The organism is Rhodococcus sp. 06-221-2 (assembly GCF_002258365.1).
Classification (GTDB): domain Bacteria; phylum Actinomycetota; class Actinomycetes; order Mycobacteriales; family Mycobacteriaceae; genus Rhodococcoides; species Rhodococcoides fascians.
Window position 1 is genome coordinate 365,874 of the sequence record NZ_NOYJ01000035.1, and the last position, 18,342, is coordinate 384,215.

General features: G+C 57.8%; 14 protein-coding genes. 1 reads left to right on the plus strand and 13 read right to left on the minus strand.

Annotated features, from left to right (window positions below; genetic code table 11):
* The first annotated feature begins 151 nt into the window (after positions 1-151).
* Positions 152-1,411 (plus strand): glycosyltransferase family 4 protein, encoded by a 1,260-nt coding sequence (locus tag CH281_RS23435; protein WP_094695637.1) that lies wholly within the window; start codon positions 152-154, stop codon positions 1,409-1,411.
* 604 nt (positions 1,412-2,015) lie between these two features.
* Here the strand turns inward: CH281_RS23435 and CH281_RS26655 are convergent.
* From CH281_RS26655 to CH281_RS23500, 13 genes are all read right to left on the minus strand, one after another.
* Complete coding sequence (locus tag CH281_RS26655) at positions 2,016-3,137, minus strand: oligosaccharide repeat unit polymerase (RefSeq protein ID WP_143544856.1); 1,122 nt, start codon at positions 3,135-3,137, stop codon at positions 2,016-2,018.
* 320 nt (positions 3,138-3,457) lie between these two features.
* Complete coding sequence (locus CH281_RS23445; RefSeq protein WP_094695639.1) at positions 3,458-4,417, minus strand: NAD-dependent epimerase/dehydratase family protein; 960 nt, start codon at positions 4,415-4,417, stop codon at positions 3,458-3,460.
* The gene (locus CH281_RS23450) at positions 4,414-5,535 is read right to left on the minus strand and encodes a glycosyltransferase (protein ID WP_094695640.1); all 1,122 of its coding nucleotides are present in this window, start codon (positions 5,533-5,535) and stop codon (positions 4,414-4,416) included. The genes CH281_RS23445 and CH281_RS23450 overlap by 4 nt, the downstream gene beginning before the upstream one ends.
* Positions 5,532-6,653 carry a hypothetical protein gene (locus CH281_RS23455; protein ID WP_143544857.1) on the minus strand — a complete coding sequence of 374 codons (1,122 nt, stop codon included), beginning with the start codon at positions 6,651-6,653 and terminating at the stop codon, positions 5,532-5,534. Before CH281_RS23455 ends, CH281_RS23450 begins: the two co-directional genes overlap by 4 nt.
* A gap of 605 nt (positions 6,654-7,258) precedes the next feature.
* Positions 7,259-8,254 (minus strand): GDP-L-fucose synthase family protein, encoded by a 996-nt coding sequence (locus CH281_RS23460; RefSeq protein ID WP_094695642.1) that lies wholly within the window; start codon positions 8,252-8,254, stop codon positions 7,259-7,261.
* Positions 8,251-9,273 (minus strand): GDP-mannose 4,6-dehydratase, encoded by a 1,023-nt coding sequence (gene gmd / locus CH281_RS23465; RefSeq protein WP_094695643.1) that lies wholly within the window; start codon positions 9,271-9,273, stop codon positions 8,251-8,253. The genes CH281_RS23460 and gmd overlap by 4 nt, the downstream gene beginning before the upstream one ends.
* A 53-nt stretch (positions 9,274-9,326) precedes the next feature.
* Positions 9,327-11,072, minus strand: coding sequence for a sugar transferase (locus CH281_RS23470; protein ID WP_256984010.1), 1,746 nt, complete (start codon positions 11,070-11,072; stop codon positions 9,327-9,329).
* Between the two features lie 256 nt (positions 11,073-11,328).
* A complete protein-coding gene (locus tag CH281_RS23475) occupies positions 11,329-12,648 on the minus strand; it encodes a UDP-glucose dehydrogenase family protein (protein WP_094695644.1) in 1,320 nt (439 codons plus the stop codon).
* 186 nt (positions 12,649-12,834) lie between these two features.
* Positions 12,835-13,134 (minus strand): hypothetical protein, encoded by a 300-nt coding sequence (locus CH281_RS23480; RefSeq protein ID WP_032366987.1) that lies wholly within the window; start codon positions 13,132-13,134, stop codon positions 12,835-12,837.
* 55 nt (positions 13,135-13,189) lie between these two features.
* Positions 13,190-14,674, minus strand: a complete 1,485-nt coding sequence (locus tag CH281_RS23485; RefSeq protein WP_094695790.1) for a sugar transferase — start codon at positions 14,672-14,674, stop codon at positions 13,190-13,192.
* A 288-nt stretch (positions 14,675-14,962) separates the two neighbouring features.
* Entirely contained in the window at positions 14,963-15,814 is an 852-nt protein-coding gene (locus CH281_RS23490; protein ID WP_094695645.1) for a sialate O-acetylesterase, read from the minus strand.
* A gap of 9 nt (positions 15,815-15,823) precedes the next feature.
* A complete protein-coding gene (locus CH281_RS23495) occupies positions 15,824-17,041 on the minus strand; it encodes a lipase family protein (RefSeq protein ID WP_256984011.1) in 1,218 nt (405 codons plus the stop codon).
* A 4-nt stretch (positions 17,042-17,045) separates the two neighbouring features.
* Positions 17,046-18,332, minus strand: a complete 1,287-nt coding sequence (locus tag CH281_RS23500; protein WP_094695647.1) for an acyltransferase family protein — start codon at positions 18,330-18,332, stop codon at positions 17,046-17,048.
* Between the last annotated feature and the right edge of the window lie 10 nt (positions 18,333-18,342).

An 18,342-nucleotide genomic window follows, 5' to 3' on the forward strand; every position in this document is an offset into this window, starting at 1 on the left:
GCAGACGCCAGTCAAAACCGAAATCGAGCGCTGAGTCCGAAGCTCCTTCGCACGCTAAGCAAGACGACTACTTCTGCCTTTACATTCAGGCCACTCGATGTCAGAAGGCCATGACCAAGCGTAAGACGGCTGAGCAGTTTAGAATCAGAAGGTGAACGAATACAAACTGCGCATACGCTTGGTGTCGCTGAACTACACCCCAGAGCAAACAGGCATAGGCCCATATGTGGCCGACCTGGCTTCGGGGCTCGTCGATCGTGGCCACTGCGTGGAAGTCGTTACAGGCTACCCACACTATCCATCGTGGACTGTCGATCCAAAATTCACAGGGTTCCGTTCTTCGTCCACCCTCCACGGCGTGAAGATACGTCGCGTCAGGCAGTACACACCTAAATCGCCGAGTTACATCCGTAGAGTCGTTATGGAAACCAGCTTTGGCATACAAGCTGTATTCCGATCGTCTGACCGGTGCGATGTAATTCTGTGCACATCGCCAGCCCTGTTCGCAACCGCTGTTGTCATCTTAACTGCGAAGTTAAGCAAGAATCGCCCACGACTAGGTGTATGGGTCCAAGATATATATAGCAGCGGTCTAGCAGAGACTTCTCAGACATCAAAAAGGCTATCCAGTCTGGTCGAAAAACTCGAGGGTTTAACTTTCCGCAGCGCAGACGGCGTAGTGGTCATACACGAACGATTTCGTGAAATCTTGAATAAGCGCCTCAACATACCAAACCAGAACATAACAACAATTAGAAATTGGACACACATCAAGCCGCAGAAAACGAAATCACGTGAAGACACAAGAATGTCGTTGGGGTGGGGACTCAATGAACACGTCGTACTACATGCAGGCAACATGGGTGTAAAACAGGGTTTGGAAAATGTCGTCGAGGCCGCGAGGATGGCCGAGGACCAGGCGCTCAATATTCGGTTTGTCTTACTGGGCGACGGTAATCAGCGTGAAAAACTCGAGAATATTGGTCGCCATATAAAGAAATTGCAGTTTATACGACCACTAGACGACGTCCAATTTCAGTCCGCACTCAACGCTGCTGATATCCTGCTCGTCAATGAATCGATCGGAGTAGTCGAGATGGCAGTGCCAAGCAAGTTGACTACATATTTCTCGATCGCAAAGCCCATTCTGGCCGCAACAGACCAGCGCAGCGCTACGGCCAGTGAAATCAGCCAGTCAGGTGCAGGACTGCGAGTGGACCCCGGTAATCCAGCAGACCTCATCTCAGGGGTCACGCAAATTATGAACGAAAACGATACTGTGAAAAGTTACGGAAAAAATGGAATGAAATATCTCCATTCAAAACTCGACCGATCGCATGCCATAGATCAATTTGAGTCATGGGCGCTAAATATAGGCAAGCAAAACAAAACCAAAAAGGGCAACAGATGACGACAAGCGGTCTTAATAGCGGACAAACTCTGAGAAGTCTAGCAGGATTCACCGGCGCAGGGTACGACAAAGGTCGCCGAGTGCATACGCAGATCATGTGGATGATCCTCAGCAGCACGGTATTCACACGATGGTGGCTACCAAATCGCGCCAGGATAGCTATCCTGCGCCTCATGGGCGCTCAGATTGGGTCAAACGTCCTCATTCGCCAGAACGTCAAGATCCATTGGCCCTGGAAGTTGCAGATCGGCGACAACTCATGGATTGGCGATGGAGCATGGCTTCTGAATCTTGAAAAGATAACCATCGGCCACGATGTATGCATATCGCAGCAGGTGCTCCTCTGCACAGGAAGCCACGATAGAAAGTCACCCACATTTGAGTTCGACAACGGCCCAATTGTAATTTGCGATGGTGTCTGGGTTGCTACGAGAGCGACAATTCTACGTGGAGTAACCCTTCAACAGGGATGTACAGTCGCCGCCGGAACTGTGGTAACCAAAGATGTTCAAGCATGGACAATCGCAACTACTGCGCGCAATCGCGATCTGTAATCAGACCGGAACACCTTACTGCATAAAAAAGCGGATGGTCTGATCACGCATCATGCATCTACCTTCTTGGTGCATAAGAACAAAACTAATCCCAATACAACCAGCCGTGCCATCGCCTGTAGAAGCGACCCACGCAAAATCAGCACTTCATATACAGCCAACGGCGGCAAACAAAATCCAAATCCACTCATTAGCCGAGTGGTTGATGAATCAAATTTAATCAACGATCTTGCGTACAGCCTCCGTAAAAGATATCCGGCAACGACGAATAGACCGACTACGCCCAGTAGTCCAAATGCTAAGTAGGCCTCGCCCCAAAGTGGCGCCGATAGATTCTCGTTCGGATACCGAATATATTGAGCCAGTACCGACCCCGTATCGATTGGCTTGCCTGGCCAGATAGATCGAGGCACAGCAAAAAACAACGCGCCCAAAATATTAAGTCCGAACATATAGCCGTTATCGTTAACGTATGAAACACCATTGGCAATTTGCGCCATGGAGTCGTAGTCGGTCTTATTTAGAATTAGATCGACGATCGTCCTGTTGTCCATTTGTTGACCTGCAACGCGATATGCATCCAGATACGGAAAGAGCACTATGCTCCCGCCCACAAAGCTCAAAATTACAACCCTCACGCCTGTAACTGAATTGCACCAAGGAACAAGAAACAACAAACTGAGAACTACAACCAAGAACCAGAACCGCGACGAGGAAATCGGATTGTTAAGCAGAACATTTGAGCCAACAGTCAATAGCATCAAAATCGTCCAATTGATCGATCGCAAAGAGATCTTTCGTGCGACCACCAAAGCGACCAATGCGTAGAGAGAAACAAAGGGAAGAACCGACGCGACGCTAGTTACAACTGCACCAGACGACTTCGACGCATCCGAATAAAATCCACTATTGACGAGAACTTCCATCCTGGCCTGTCGACTCGTAAACAGTGCGGAAAATCCACCCAACAGGGTCACAAAAACTGGAGTCAGTGCAAGGTTCGTAATACACAAAGCCGCAACCCTTGCCGGACTTACTGACCGAAAAACCCTGATACTGCCAGAAATATTTGTGCCTCTATTTTTATAAAGCGACCAGCCAAAATCATACGCCGCAAGACCGAGAAGGACGATAAGCGATGCAGTTTTTGAATTATCGTAATCCACAAGCATCTTTAGAGGATTACGTCCTACTATCAGGTGCAGTAGCGGGGCAATTCCAAGCCAGGTGTACGCGTATCCAAAGAGAATAATGGAGAACCAATTAGGTCGAGCAAGTTGACACAGCTGCGAGAGCCTGAATGCAGCGTATACCACTACCAGGTACTGCATTGCGACAGCAAACGGCTCCGGAGCGTAACGACTTTCGACAATCCAGAGGAATATCGATGGCAGAGCGACAGCGAGGGATATGAACACAATTCCTGCGAAGTCTCCCCAAGGACGATCGGTCTGGACTAGCCGACCCTGGTCGTAACCACGTGTCGCCACCCTTATCCACCCGTGGAGGTGACGCTCGACTGGTGCTGAAACTGCCTCTGTAAGCCCTCTCTTAGGCTCACGTCAGCTCTCCAACCGAGATCCTCGGCCGCACTGCTACTATCTCCACCAGTTCTCCGCACGTCGCCTGCCTGTTCAGGAACTCGTATCACCTTGAGCGGTTCGGCCACCATTTCTGACAGTAACCCCAGAACCTCGTTAACCGAGGCGTTGGATCCACCCGACAGATTATAGATCCCGCCAGGTTTAGCCTTCTTGGCCGCTAAGCGATTTGCGTTGACGATATCTTCGATAAACGTGAAATCACGAATTTGATTGCCGTCGCCATATACTGTTATTTCACGATTCGAAAGGGCCGCATCAATGAACCGATTGAAGGCCATGTCGGGTCTTTGCCTCGGCCCATACACAGTGAAGTAGCGCAGCGAAACCCCATCAAGACCGAAATTCTCACTGTACAGACTTACGAGATGCTCTGCCGATAGCTTGGTGACGCCGTATGGAGAAAACGGTTGAGGAATGGACCTCTCTGAGCACGGCCATGTTTCGGCGTTGCCATAGATGCTTGAACTTGAAGCGTAGACAAATTTCGTAGCCGGCTTGTTCTCGATTGCCTCGAGGATACGTTGCGTAACAACGATATTCTGCTTTACGTAATCGTCAAAGCCAGACTTCCACGACCCGCGCACCCCCGGTTGTCCGGCTTGATGGAAGATCGTGTCACTACTGTTAAGTGCATCTCTAACATTAGTCGACAAGTCCGCAAGATCTTCCGCAAAGAACTTAAATGATTTATAGTCCAGCAGACGCTCTAGATTTCTTTTCTTCAAATCCGGCGAGTAGTAGTCAGTTAGCGCATCGACGCCAATGACCTCGCCTCCGTCTTTTAGAATCGACTCTGCGAGCGACGATCCGATAAAGCCGGCAACACCAGTCACAAGAGACGGGCTCATTTGACGCTCCTATCATAAGTAGTGATCAGTTTACTCGCGACGCCACTCATCGTGAACAGTTCGGATGCCAGCAGTTGACCCCTTCTGGCCATTTCAATCCGCATGTAAGGGTCGTCGTGTAAAGAACACAACCCACCGGCCAATGATTCTGCTCCAGGTTCCACTACCCACCCTGCTTCCGCCTCTTTAAGATATGGAGCTAAACCGCAACTGCTGGTGATCAAGGTTGGAACCCCGCTTGCCAAACTCTCGAGAACTATGTTCGGGAATGGCTCCTCGACGGATGGAAGAGCCATCACATCGTAAGATGTGAGTGTTCTTCTCACCGCAGAATATTCGAGCGCACCCATGTATCTAACGGAGTCTTCGATTTTCAGCGCCCGTATTTGCTTAATAACATCTCCCAGAGACCCTTCGTCAGGACCGTATATATCGAGGGTTACGTTATGGCCTTTACTTCGCACGGCGGCAACGGCATTGACCAGGTCAACCACTCTCTTACGAGGGTGAACCCTCGATATAAAGACTACTCTGAGTGACTGGTTATCAACCGCGTGCTTCGGAATGGACGCGCCAATATCGTCGACGCCGTTTACCAGGTGCACTGTATTTATCGGGACGTGTACAGCCTCCAGGTCTCGCTGCTCGTATGAAGTAAGGTACATTACTGCTTTCGCGCCCGACAGCGCAGGTCTGGTTAGCAGTGCATCGTAAATTTTATAAAATACGCCGCGCCTCGGTGCCAGCATACCGTGGGTTTGCAAGACATAGGGCTTGCGCGTTAGTCGCAATACGATCATCGCCACCAGGATCCACAGGTCTCGACCGGCGTGCGCATGCACGATGTCATATCGGCTGCGGTTCGCCACCAGCCATCGAATGGCGCTAGGGCTAACAGCAGTCGCGAAGCGGTGCCCGGGCAACCGCCGGAATTTGAACAGTGCTGCGGGCACGTCCATCACCGTCTCTGGTTTGCTCTCCAAGCCCCGCCACAATGCAAGGATCTCGCTTTGGTGACCCATATTCTGCAACGCCAGTGATTGTCGAACTGTTCCACGCACCGGCCCGCCGAAGGCTGCGTCGTCACTAACGAGGGGCACTATGTGTAGAATTCTCATTTTGTTTTCTCCAATAGAACGTTCGGTTCGTCACGGGCATAGGCGCGACTTCTTTGGTGCCATAGCATGCTTACTCCTAGTATCACGCCCGAAACCGTTAGTTCAACTGCCATACCAACTGCCGGTCCCAACCCATATACGGCTGCAGCCACAAGCGCTGCCATTCCAGCCAGGCCGGCTGAGTAGACAGTCTTGCTCCGTGAAAGTATGTGGGCGAGCGCAGCCTGGATCGAAACCAGAACACCAAGCGGAAACAGCGCGATTGCCGTTGTTACATTGAAAGGTGCGCTGCGATCAAAGTCGGGAACATTTATTGCGAACGCGACAGAAGCAAAGACCACAATCGAGGCGGCAACTGCATGTACATGTTTCGGCCTGAGACCAACTACAAGTTCCTCCCGCCGGCTAAACAGTTCATTGATAATCAGAAAACCTGTCAGTGCCTGCACTGTAGCGTAGGCAATAAATGTGTAATGCCACGCCTGGAAGGATTCAATTGGCGCCATCGACCGAGCAACATTTATGTCGTTCCGATAGACCAGGGCTGCGACGGCACCCATCACTGCTGCAAGTTGCGATTTTCCGCTGCAGGTTGTCACCGACCTCAAACTGAGAAGCGTGACAATCCAAGCAAGAGTGGTGCCATAAATTACCCAGTTAGCGTTAAGAGCAGCGAAAACAAGGACCGTGACAACCCAAAATACGTTTCTCTGTAGGATATAGCCCTGATACTTAACGGGTGACCCATCTTGAAGAATCCTGGACGCGTGTTGCCCGCTCTTCAACCCGACTAGTAGTCCTGAAATTCCAAGCAGGATGGACGAGGCACCAGCAATACCGCTGATAGGGCCGCTATCGGAAAGCAACACCGCTGCCGACATCAGCGCAAACAGAACGACGAGCAGTACCCATTTCCGTAGCTTTAGGCTTCCCATTGTTTGAACAGCTGCGGCCTGGCCAGCCTGAACGCTTGCTAGACTCACGGCCAATCCTAGTATCTGCTCCGCGCTGGAACCTATAACAGCCGGCAGGGCAAGCAATGAGATCGCACAGAGCATGTTTCCAGCTGCGAGCAAGACCGCTTGCAATCGTTCTGAACGAATAATGTTGCTAAGCATCTGGCTCCCTGACGGATGTGCCCTTGGGCAAGGCTCCTGGATGCACAACAGAATTTGCTCGTATCTGGGTTCCGATTGCAACTTTTACGCGACCCACGACTACTGCACCGGGAAATACGGTGGCTCCGCGTTCAAGGGTTGGGTAGTAGTGATCCGAATCTCGTCCGAGTGTAACGTTCTGGTATAACGTCACCTCAGGACCCAGCCTTACCCCGCTCCCAACTACGATACCAAGGGGGTGCGGAAGGTATAAGGGAAATCCTACTACTGCTCCCGAAGAGACCTCTGATGAGGCTAAAATCAGAAGGAGGTGCTGCCAAATCAGATGCCGCCAGCCGGTACTGTCTGCGGACTTCCGAAACATCCATGCCGCTCTCAGAGAGGGCGAGAATAACCATCGCAGGAACCACAGTGGCCCGAGCTTCCGCTCACTTTGAGTGAGAAGATAACTGGTGTCACTCCGCGCTTGGTCAATGAATTTCACAACTACCCTTTTTCTCTACTTACATTTGGGTTGGCCAGTTCGGGAAAGATGATCGACTGCATATATCGCCGAAAGATACCGGCACTCCACATTTCGCTAGATCCTACAATCCCCCTCGGGGCTAGGCTCGCAGTTTGCCGGCGTGGTTGCGGTACCACCGAACGGTCGATTCTATTCCTTCCTGAAGACCGATTTGAGGCTTCCACCCGGCCTTTCGAAGCTTGTTCACGTCCAGAAGCTTCTGCGGCGTCCCGTCGGGCTTGGTGGTGTCCCACTCGGTCCTACCCTCGAATCCAACTGCTGAGGCCACCATCTCGGCGATCTCTTGGATCGTCGAGTCCACGCCGGTACCGACGTTCACCTGATCTGGTCCGTCATAGTTCTCAAGCAGGTGAATGCACGCGGCAGCCATGTCATCGACATGCAAGAACTCGCGTCGCGGAGAACCACTACCCCAGTTGGTCACCTTGTCGACACCATCGCGGCGAGCCTCGTCGTAACGACGAATGAGCGCGGGCAGGACGTGCGAGCCCTTAGGAGAGAAGTTGTCACCCGGGCCATACAGATTGGTCGGCATGGCCGAGATCCACGGCAAGCCGTACTGCTTACGTACTGACTGGATCTGCAGGATGCCAGCGATCTTCGCGATGGCATATGCGTCGTTGGTCGGCTCGAGATGCCCTGTAAGGAGGTACTCCTCCTTGATCGGCTGCGGAGCCATCTTCGGATAGATGCACGACGAGCCGAGGAACAGCACCCGCTGCACGTTCTGCGCCAATGCTGCGTCCAGCACGTTCACCTGGATCCGCAGGTTGTCCGAGAGGAAATCGACCGGGTACGTGCTGTTGGCCAAGATGCCGCCTACCTTGGCGGCCGCCAGCACCACCGTTGCCGGCTTGGTTTCCTCGAAGAACGCGAAGACCGCGTCACGGTTCTTGAGATCCAGCTGCTTCGACGATCGTCCGATCAGGTTCGTAAAGCCGCGGCCCTCAAGCTGCCGCCAGATCGCCGAGCCTACGAGCCCGCGATGACCGGCAACGTAGAACGGCGCATCACGATCGAGCGGGCCAGGTGTGTAGTCGGATGCACTCGATACATCCGACCCAGCGGCGCTCATGCCCAATCCGGCAGTGCGGGGCGGTCGATCCACGGGCGACCCTCATGCTCTAGAGCTGCGATATCGGCATCGACCATGATCTTTGCGAGCTCCGGTGTGTGGACGGTTGCCTTCCAACCGAGCTTTGCTTCGGCCTTGCTGGCGTCACCGATGAGAGCGTCCACCTCGGTGGGACGCAGATAGCGCTCGTCGAATTTGACGTGTTTCTCCCAGTCCAAGCCTGCTCGTTCAAAGGCTACGACGAGGAAATCTTTCACCGAGAAGTTGCCGCCGGTGGCGAGAACGAAGTCGTCCGGTTCATCGACCTGCAGCATCCGCCACATTCCCTCGACGTACTCCGGCGCGTAACCCCAGTCGCGGATAGCGTCCAGGTTGCCCATGTACACGTTCTCTTCGATGCCGGCCTTGATGCGGGCGACTGCACGGGTGATCTTTCGGGTAACGAAAGTTTCGCCACGACGGGGAGATTCGTGGTTGAAGAGAATACCGTTGACTGCGAAGATCCCGTACGCCTCGCGGTAGTTCTTGGTAACCCAGTAGGCGTAGACCTTGGCTGCGCCGTACGGCGAGCGAGGGTAGAACGGAGTGTCCTCATTCTGGGGAGGCGGGGTTGCACCGAACATTTCGGAGCTCGACGCCTGATAGAAACGGCATTGCAGACCAGCAAGGCGGACGGCCTCGAGCAGTCGGATCGATCCGACGCCGGTGGTGTTGCCGGTGTGCTCGGGCTCATCGAAGCTCACGCGGACGTGTGACTGCGCACCGAGGTTGTAGACCTCGTCCGGTTGGATTTCGGTAAGCAAGGTGACGAGGCGGGCACCGTCACTGAGGTCGCCGTAGTGCAGGAACAGCTTTGCGTCCTTCTCGTGGGGATCCTGATACAGGTGATCGATACGCGAGGTGTTGAAGGTCGATGACCTACGAATCAGGCCATGAACCTCGTACCCCTTGCTGAGCAACAGTTCGGCGAGGTATGACCCATCCTGGCCGGTTATCCCTGTAATTAGCGCGCGCTTCATTAGTTCATTCCCCTCGAGCCCTGCATTCGGTCCAGTTGCATTGCGCCGTAGTACTAGTAAGCCCCATCGCTACCAGCCACGGCCTTCATAGTTTTGGCAATAATCAGTAGGTCGCCCACCATCGACCAATTTTCAACGTACGAAAGATCAAGGCGCACAGTTTCTTCCCACGACAAGTCTGACCTTCCGCTGACCTGCCACAGACCAGTAACCCCCGGCTTGACCAGCAGCCGCCGACGAACTTCACCGTTGTAGGTCTCGACCTCACGGCGTAGCGGAGGCCTCGGTCCCACGACACTCATCTCACGCTTGAGAACGTTGATGAACTGCGGGAGCTCATCGAGACTGAAGCGACGCAGGATCTTGCCGACAGGTGTTACCCGCGGATCGTCACGCATCTTGAACAACACCCCGCCCGCACCCTCGTTGCGGTCGAGGAGGTGTGCAACCTGCTGATCCGCATCGACGGTCATGCTGCGGAATTTGATCATCGAGAACGGTTTCCCGTCGATACCCATCCGCTCCGACTTGTAAAAGACCGGTCCGCGACTGGTCGCTTTCACTGCGATCGCCACCGCAAGCAGTACCGGCGAGATCATCAAGAGAACAAGCGCCGCGAACGTCAGATCGAACGCAGTCTTGCTGAATCGCGTTGCGCCGTTGTACTGGGGCTTCTCGACGTGAATCAGCGGGAATCCTGCAACAGGCCGCATCACCAAACGAGGGCCGGCAACGTCGACGACGCCGGGCGCGACCACGAGGTCGACGTCTTTCTTCTCCAGGTCCCAGATCATCTTGCGAATGCCCTTGTGGCCGAGGTGTTCGGTGGCCGTCACCGCTACCGTGTCGGCACCACACTCGTCGATCGCCGCGAGGACGTCTCTCTCACTCCCGAGTACCGGGATTTGGGTTCCTTCCACGTCAACGGTCCCGTCACTCGGCACCTCGTAGCCGGGCATGCACATTCCCACCACCGCGTAGCCAGCGGACGGCGAGCGTTCGAACGACTCTGCCATCGAGACCGCAGCTGCGCGGCTTCCGACGATCAGAACCGATGTCTTGTATTTGTCCTGGCTACGTAGTCGAGTGACTGCCTGGCGCCACAGCCATCGACTGACGAGCAAAGCCATCAACCCGACAGGGAAGGCGATGGCGAGATAGAGGCGCGCAAAGTCGATACGGAACAACAGCGAAAAGATAGCAATGACACCGAAAAGCCGGAAGGTGGCCGACACGATGCGGCGGTACTCCTCAGCGCCGTTGCCGATGACTCGCGTCGACCGGGTGCGGAAGATTGCAAGAAACGCGATCCACAAGCCGGCAAGTGCGACTGATACGCCGGTGTAGATCGCGGCGTTTGTGAAGCCCGACATCTCGACGTCACCGAATCGTACGAATTGGGCGAGGCCAACAGATAAGACCACTGCCAGGACGTCGGTCACCCGAAGGCGGGCGATGTACTGGCGTTCCCACACATGCCGCGACGTGAGCTTGCGAGTCGTCAACTCCCCGGACCGCGAGGATCCCCAGAGTGAGCGTGGTGCAGCCCCGACAGATGCCACCTGCTCCCCTCCTTCCGCGCTTCTGCGACCACCTCCGGTGGCCGCTGGTCTGACATGCGAACCAATCCAGAATGCGACTGGTATCGAATTGGAATAGTCCCACGCTGCTATGAGAAGCACCACGCGAGCGGCGCAGATCACAGATAAATAACAGCGTCCGTTCGGTTTACCACACATGCGCTGACTAGGCGAAACGGGTGACTGGGACTTCCAAGGTGTAACCGCCGCGAGGTCCAAAAACGTTACACACGAGCACGATCAACGCATTTTGGTGATCACTCACAGTGTTCAGCGCTGTTTATCGGGTGATTTACCCGTCGATCGCGGCGTCTACCGCTTTCAACCAAACATCAGCACATGTCGACGAGCGTAAAGCAAGACGTTTGCATTTTAAGGCAGTGTGCGTTAATGCGAATTACAGATATCAGCAAGCACAACGGGCCGACAATTCATTCCATCGAATGAATTGCGCGATCGATGTGCCTGGTCGCGCTCAGGGTCGACCCAGGCCTCGATAGTTCCACCCTGCCGCCCGCCACTGCTCCGGGTCCAGGCAGTTACGGCCATCGATCAGCTTCTTGCTGCGCACCACGCCGTCCAGGTCGCTGGGAACGAGAGCCTTGAACTCTTTCCACTCCGTCAGCACCAGCACCACGTCTGCTCCCTCGCAGGCTTCGAGAGCGGTGTTGTTGTAGGTCAGCGTGGGGAACAGCGCCTTGGAGTTCTCCATGGCCTTCGGGTCGTACACGTTGACCGTTGCACCCTGCAGCTGGATCTGACCGGCCACGTTCAGGGCCGGTGAATCACGAACGTCGTCGGAGTCGGGCTTGAAGGCCGCGCCCAGCACGGCCACCCGCGCCCCGAGTAGCGAGCCGCACGCCTCCCGCGCCAACTCGACCATGCGGGTGCGTCGCCGCATGTTGATGTTGTCGACCTCGCGGAGGAACGTCAGCGCTTGATCGGCACCGAGCTCGCCGGCCCTGGCCATGAACGCGCGGATGTCCTTGGGCAGGCACCCACCGCCGAAACCGATGCCGGCGTTGAGGAACTTGCGCCCGATGCGCTCGTCGTGGCCGATCGCGTCGGCGAGGACGGTGACGTCGGCCCCGGCCGCCTCGCATACCTCTGCGATGGCGTTGATGAACGAAATCTTGGTGGCCAGGAACGCATTGGCCGAGGCTTTGACCAGCTCGGCCGTGGCCAAGTCGGTCACCAGGAACGGAATCTGCTCGTCGAGCAGCTGGGCGTAGACCTCGCGGGCCAGTTCCTCCGCACGACCCGGCCGATCTCGATCGACACCCAGCACGAGACGATCCGGGTGCAGCGTGTCTTTGACGGCGTAGCCCTCGCGAAGGAACTCGGGGTTCCACGCGACCTCGACGCCGTCACCAGCCGGGGCAAGTTCGCGGGCCATGCGGCCGAGCCGCTCGGCGGTACCGACGGGAACTGTGGACTTACCGAAGATCACGGCCGGCTTGGTGAGCAACGGCGCGAGCGTCTCGATGACCGAGTCGACGAACTTCATGTCGGCTGCGAACTCCCCCTTCTTCTGGGGAGTGCCGACACCGAGAAAGTGAACCTCCGCGAAGTCCGCGGCTTCCTGGTACGACGCGGTGAAGCGCAAGCGACCGGCCGCGATGTTGCGCTGCAACACCTCTTCGAGACCAGGCTCCCAGAACGGAACCTCTCCGGCCTCGAGCTTCGCGAGCTTGGCCGGGTCCACGTCGACGCCCAGTACCTCGTGGCCGAGTTCGGCCATACAGGCGGCGTGCGTGGCACCGAGGTAGCCGGTACCAAAGACTGTGATTCGCATTCTGCTCGTTCCCCGTCGATGTGCTGCTGAGCGATGTGTTCGGTCGAGACACGGTCCCGAGAATCGTGGGCGCACCGATCAGGTCACGCCTACACCTGCGAATAGTAAACACACATGACCGCCCGCCGATACCCGAGGGACAGCCCTCACCTCACGGTGAACAGTTGGTGTATCGGCCCGAAATTCTTACCGTCGAACGGGAAACTGCGGGTTCTCCGGCTCCTCGACGGCCTCGGCGCAGCGGTGGATGAAATCGCTGAGCTCGGCGCGAACCTCCGGGTCCAGTAGATCCAACGGAGACTCGGTGCCGTGATATTCGGCGAACGCCGCGGTGTAGGCATCGACACTGTCCGAGATGACTGCGTGCAATGACGTCGACCTGTTCAGATGAACCCGCGCTATTCGGTCGATGCGATCGGCCAGAAAATCGTGAAATGAATTCTGCGCCATGGCTGCATCACGTCCGTTCTCCGAAACAGTGGTCATTGCCGAATGATACGAACAAAACCGACCCACTGCAGGGTGAATACTGCCGGGGCGGTCAGTACGCCCCTTCGCTGCCCAGCACCGCCACGGCCGTCTTTGCGATGATGAGCAAATCGCCTGTCATGGACCAATTCTCGACGTACGAGAGGTCCAGACGCACGCTCTCTTCCCACGAGAGATCCGATCGGCCGCTCACCTGCCACAGTCCTGTGATGCCCGGCTTGACCAGCAACCGTCGCCGTACTTCGCCGTCGTACGTTTCGACCTCGCTGCGCAACGGTGGCCGCGGACCCACCACACTCATCTCGCGTCTGAGAACGTTGACGAACTGCGGGAGCTCGTCGAGGCTGAACTTGCGCATCACCTTGCCCACGCGAGTGACGCGGGGGTCGTCGCGCATCTTGAACAGCACCCCGCCCGCGCCCTCGTTGAGGGCAGCGAGTTCCTGCACCCTTTGGTCTGCGTCCTGGACCATGCTGCGGAACTTGATCATCTGGAACGGCCTGCCGTCCATGCCCATTCGCTCGGACTTGTAGAAGATCGAGCCCTTGCTGGTGAACTTGATGATCACGGCGAGCGTGATCAGGATCGGCGAGATGAGCAGCAGGACCGAGGTGGCGAACAGGAAGTCGAACGCCGTCTTGCTGAACCGCTTGGCTCCGTTGTACTGCGGCTTCTCGACGTGGATCAGCGGGAAATTCGCCACCGGACGCATCACCAGACGGGGGCCGGCCACATCGACCACACCGGGCGAGACGACGAGGTCCACCTTCTTTTTCTCGAGGTCCCACACCATCTTTCGCAGCCCGTGATGGCCGATGTGCTCGGTGGCCGTCACGGCCACGGTGTCTGCTCCGGAAACCTCGATGGCCTCGACCACGCTGTGCTCGTCGCCCAGTACCGGGATCTCGACACCGTCGATGGTGAACGAGGTGTCGTTGCCGGGTTCGAAGTTGGGTAAGCAGATGCCCACCACGCTGTAGCCGGACTCGGGTGAACGCTCGAACGACTGCGCCATGGACAGCGCAGAACTGCGACTACCCACGATGAGCACCGACGTCTGATAGCCGCCATGAGCACGCCTGCGCGACACCACCTTCCGCCACGCCCACCGACTCAGCAGCAATCCGATCAATCCGACGGGGAACGCGATGGCGAGATAGAGGCGTGCGATGTCGAAGCGGAACAACAGGGACAGGATCGCGACAGTGCCGAACAGTCGGAACGCGGCCGAGACGATACGACGGTATTCCTCGGAACCGTTGCCGATCACTCGCGGCGAGCGAGTACGAAAGATGGCGAGAAACGCGAGCCACAGAATTGCCAGCGCACCCGAGACACCGATGTAGCCGGCGATCGACCACGGGTCACGAAAGTCGATCTCACCGAACCGAATGATCTGTGCGACCGTCACGGCACCGAGCACAACCAGTGTGTCGGTGACCCGAAGGCCCTCGGTGTACTGCGTTTCCCACTCGCGACGCGACGTCACCTTGCGCAGCCGTCTGGCATCACGGCGCGACACGACGGAATTCTGCATTCCCAGATCGCTGATCGACACGTTTCTTCCCCTTGGTACTTCTGCGTTGTCGAACCCCTGCGTGATCGACACTGCACCGTGCCACCCCGTTGTGAAGCCTATCGTCGGATACTTACTGTGTCACTTGGTAACAACCATGTTGGTCCTGTGTGTTGATCGAACGGAATCCGCAGGTCGTTACATGTTTCCCTCGCATTAAGTGCGCGCGTCCACGGCATTGCGCACGCCGCCCGATGTGGTGTGAGAGCCCGCCCCTCGGACCATTAGTGCTGGCGTTCGTTGCCGGTGTCAAGCCGTGTCGGTCGAACGGCGGACGTTCGATCGCATGCTCGCAAAGGCGTCCCACATCCGCCGGCCTAACTCCCGCTGACCGTCCGCGTTGTAGTGAATTTTCTCGGTCTCGCTGTTGTAGAGACTCCTCGGCCCGGGGACGTAGGCCACCGAGGCCCGACGCCGCGGGGTATCGGCGTGCACCGCGTCGATCACGGGGTAGTTCGCGTGCCCGCTCTCTATCTCCTCGGGCACCATCTGACCCAGGACGAACGGCACCTCCCCGAAGTGCGCCCGTACCGTGTCGATCAGCAGATCGAGCTTCTCCGCATACGCCGGCCCCGTCAGCAGCGGCACGTCGCTCTCACCCTGATGCCACAGCACCGCGGCCAGCTCGTTGCCGGGCGCAATATTCAGACCCGAGCGAATGCGCGTCATCGCATTGTGGAACAGATTGTTCCGGGCTCCGGTGTCCGAGGGATCCCACGAGATACCGTGAATGCGAGCGAACCCGGAATCACCACGCGCGTACGGCACCAACAACACCGGCCTGCCGGTTGCATCGGCGAGATGTCCTGCGAAGGTTGGCCCGAATCCGACTGCTTTGGAGGGCACTTCGTGGAACAGCGGGTTACTTCCCGCGACAACGGTGTTCTTCGACCTACCCGAGGCCGCCCACTGATGCACCCGCGGATGCGGAGCGTCGAGCCCGTCGCGATCCAGCCCCACCCCAGCCCCGTGGGCATTGGACTGCCCCAGTACCGCGACCACCACGTACGGCTCGTCGAACACCTCCACCGGGATACCGCGACCGAGACGTCTCTTGACGACATCCTTCGCGCGAACCACCACGTCCTGTCGTAACCCCATGAGTCCCCCTCACCCGCAATCGTTGTGTGCCGGCGTTCCGGCGAATCGATCCGCAAGCCACTGAGTGACGGCGTCGCCGTTCACATCTGCATGTCCCCGCCCCGCCTGCCGGTCGATGGTGATCACGTCCCCCAGCGCACAGGCTCGCGCCAGTGCGTCGTCCGTCCATGCCGCATCGATGTAGGTGTCGGAATCTCCGTAGGCCACCAACATCGGTGCCGACGCCGGCCCCTGGGGCACAGCCATCGACGCCAGCTCGTCCCGCAGCGTGGCGGCGGCCGCCGGAGACGTCGGCGCAAAGTCGTTGTTGCTCAGTTGTTTCACTGCATCGTCTCGGGCACCGGCCCGGTCCGGCGTGCATCCCGAGAGCGCGGTCCAGTCCTGAGCCGCAGTGCCGCTGCGATAGTCGTCGAGATTCACGCGCGGGTCACGTCGAGCCCACGATTCGAGAACCCACTGCAGCAACGGCCCCTGGTCCGTCGTCAACGTACCCGCGGCGGCTTTGTCCACCAGACCCACCATGTTCGCTGCCGGGGCCAGAGCCGCAGCCCCCACCAGGTCCAGTTCGGGCGCATACGTCGCGGCGAGTTCGTTCGCCGCCCATGCTGCGCCGCCGCCCTGCGATCCACCGAATGCGGCCCATCGCGTTCCGACGCTCGGGAACACAGTGCGCAGGGCACGCACCGCGTCGATGACGTCGTATCCGGCGGTGATGTTGTCCAGGTACGCATGATGTCCGGCGTGGCCCAGTCCCTCGTAGTCGGTGATAGCCACTGCGAATCCTGCTGCGGTGAAACCCTGTACGAGGGCCGAGGCACCGAGCAGAGAGCCCGACCTCGACGGAGCGCACTCCTGCTCGATGCCCGTCGTGCCGTGGGCGTAGGAGATCGTCGGCCACCCGCCGTCGGGGGCATCGCCGTCGGGGGTGAAGACCGTGCCCGATACTTCCCGCTCCCCTGCATCGGTCTGCGACGACCGGTACACCACGCGTGCTGCGTGTACACCCGAAAGGCGCACCTGCACCGGCAGATTGGGCATGGTCTCGGCACTGACGACGGAGCCGCTACCCGTACCGGGATCGGCGATCACCAGCGGTTCCGGGTCCGATCCCCGTACTGCAGCGGCCACTGCTCCCTGGACCTGAGCGCCGATCGGCACCGCGGCGGCGCATCCGCCGAGCAGCGGCAGCACCAGCAGCGCTGCTACCGCGCGACGTGGGATGCGCATGGATCTACTTGCTGGCCTTGAATCTACGTGCATACGTCAACGCCGGCTTCTCGATGAACCGGTACGTCAACGAACCGAACGCGATGCTCACTACGGCTATGACGAGGAAGTTCCAGGCCATGCCCGGCACGCTGTCGCCGGCCAACCACCCGAAGCGCCCGATCATGATCAGCACCGGGAAGTGCCACAGGTACACGCTCAGCGAGATCATGCCGACATAGCTCAGCGGTGCCCAGTCCGCCCGCTCGGCCAGTGCGGACTTCTCCCCACGCGCGAGCGGCACGATGATGAACAGGATGAGGAGCGCGGACCCGAAGGCGACGGTGGAACTCTGCCAGCGTGAGTTGTCGTCGATCAGCTTCAACGAGATCACCGCCGTCGGGATCATCGCAATACCGGTCCACCACCGCATTCTGGTGGCGAGCGCGCCCTTCAGCATGCCGTTGTCGATCGCGACGAAGACGACGGCCGCGAGCATTCCGTACGTGAAGTTGTCTGCCAGCGACCAGAAGCTCCGGCTCAGTACCGCAATCTCGTTGGGGCCCCAGTCGAGAAGCTTCGGATCGGTGATGCCCGACGGCCCGACGCGTGAGGCGGTGTAGAGCTTGCCGGTGATGCCGACGACGAACATCACCACCACCGGAATCATCGCGAGTATCGGTGCCGGTATCGACGTGCGCTTGCGGAGGAAGAATGCGATACCGGTCAGCAGCGGCAGTGCGATGTAGAACGCGAACTCGAGCGACAGTGACCACGACGGATTGATGCCGGTCTGCAGCATGCTCGGAATGTACGAGTGCACCAACGTCAGGTTGGCCAACAGCGTCAGCGGATCGGTGAGCACACCCAGGCCGTTGTCGGTGAAATGACGCTCGGCCACGGCCGCGTTCTCCACGAACACCGCCCGCATCACGAAGTTCGCGAACAGGAAGATGAACAGATATGCCGGAAACACACGGAGCAGGCGGTGCAGCGCGTAGCTGACGTTGTTCGGCATCGGCTTGTTGTCGAACAACTTTCGCACCATCGGCAGGAAGATCAGGAAACCCGACAGGGCGAAGAAGAAGATGAGCCCCTGCCCCAACAGCCCGAGCTTGTACGTCAGCACGGTCTGCGGCGAGTAATGGCCGCCGACGTGCACGGCGAGCACGCACAGGCACGCGAAACCGCGAGGTCCGTCGAGACCGAGAATGCGTGCCGGACGCTTCGGCGCATCGACCTGTGGGGTGGCCGGCGTTGTCGCTACTGGATCGACGGCTGCGGCTGCGGTGCTGTCTGGCGTGGCGGTCATGGGTACCTAC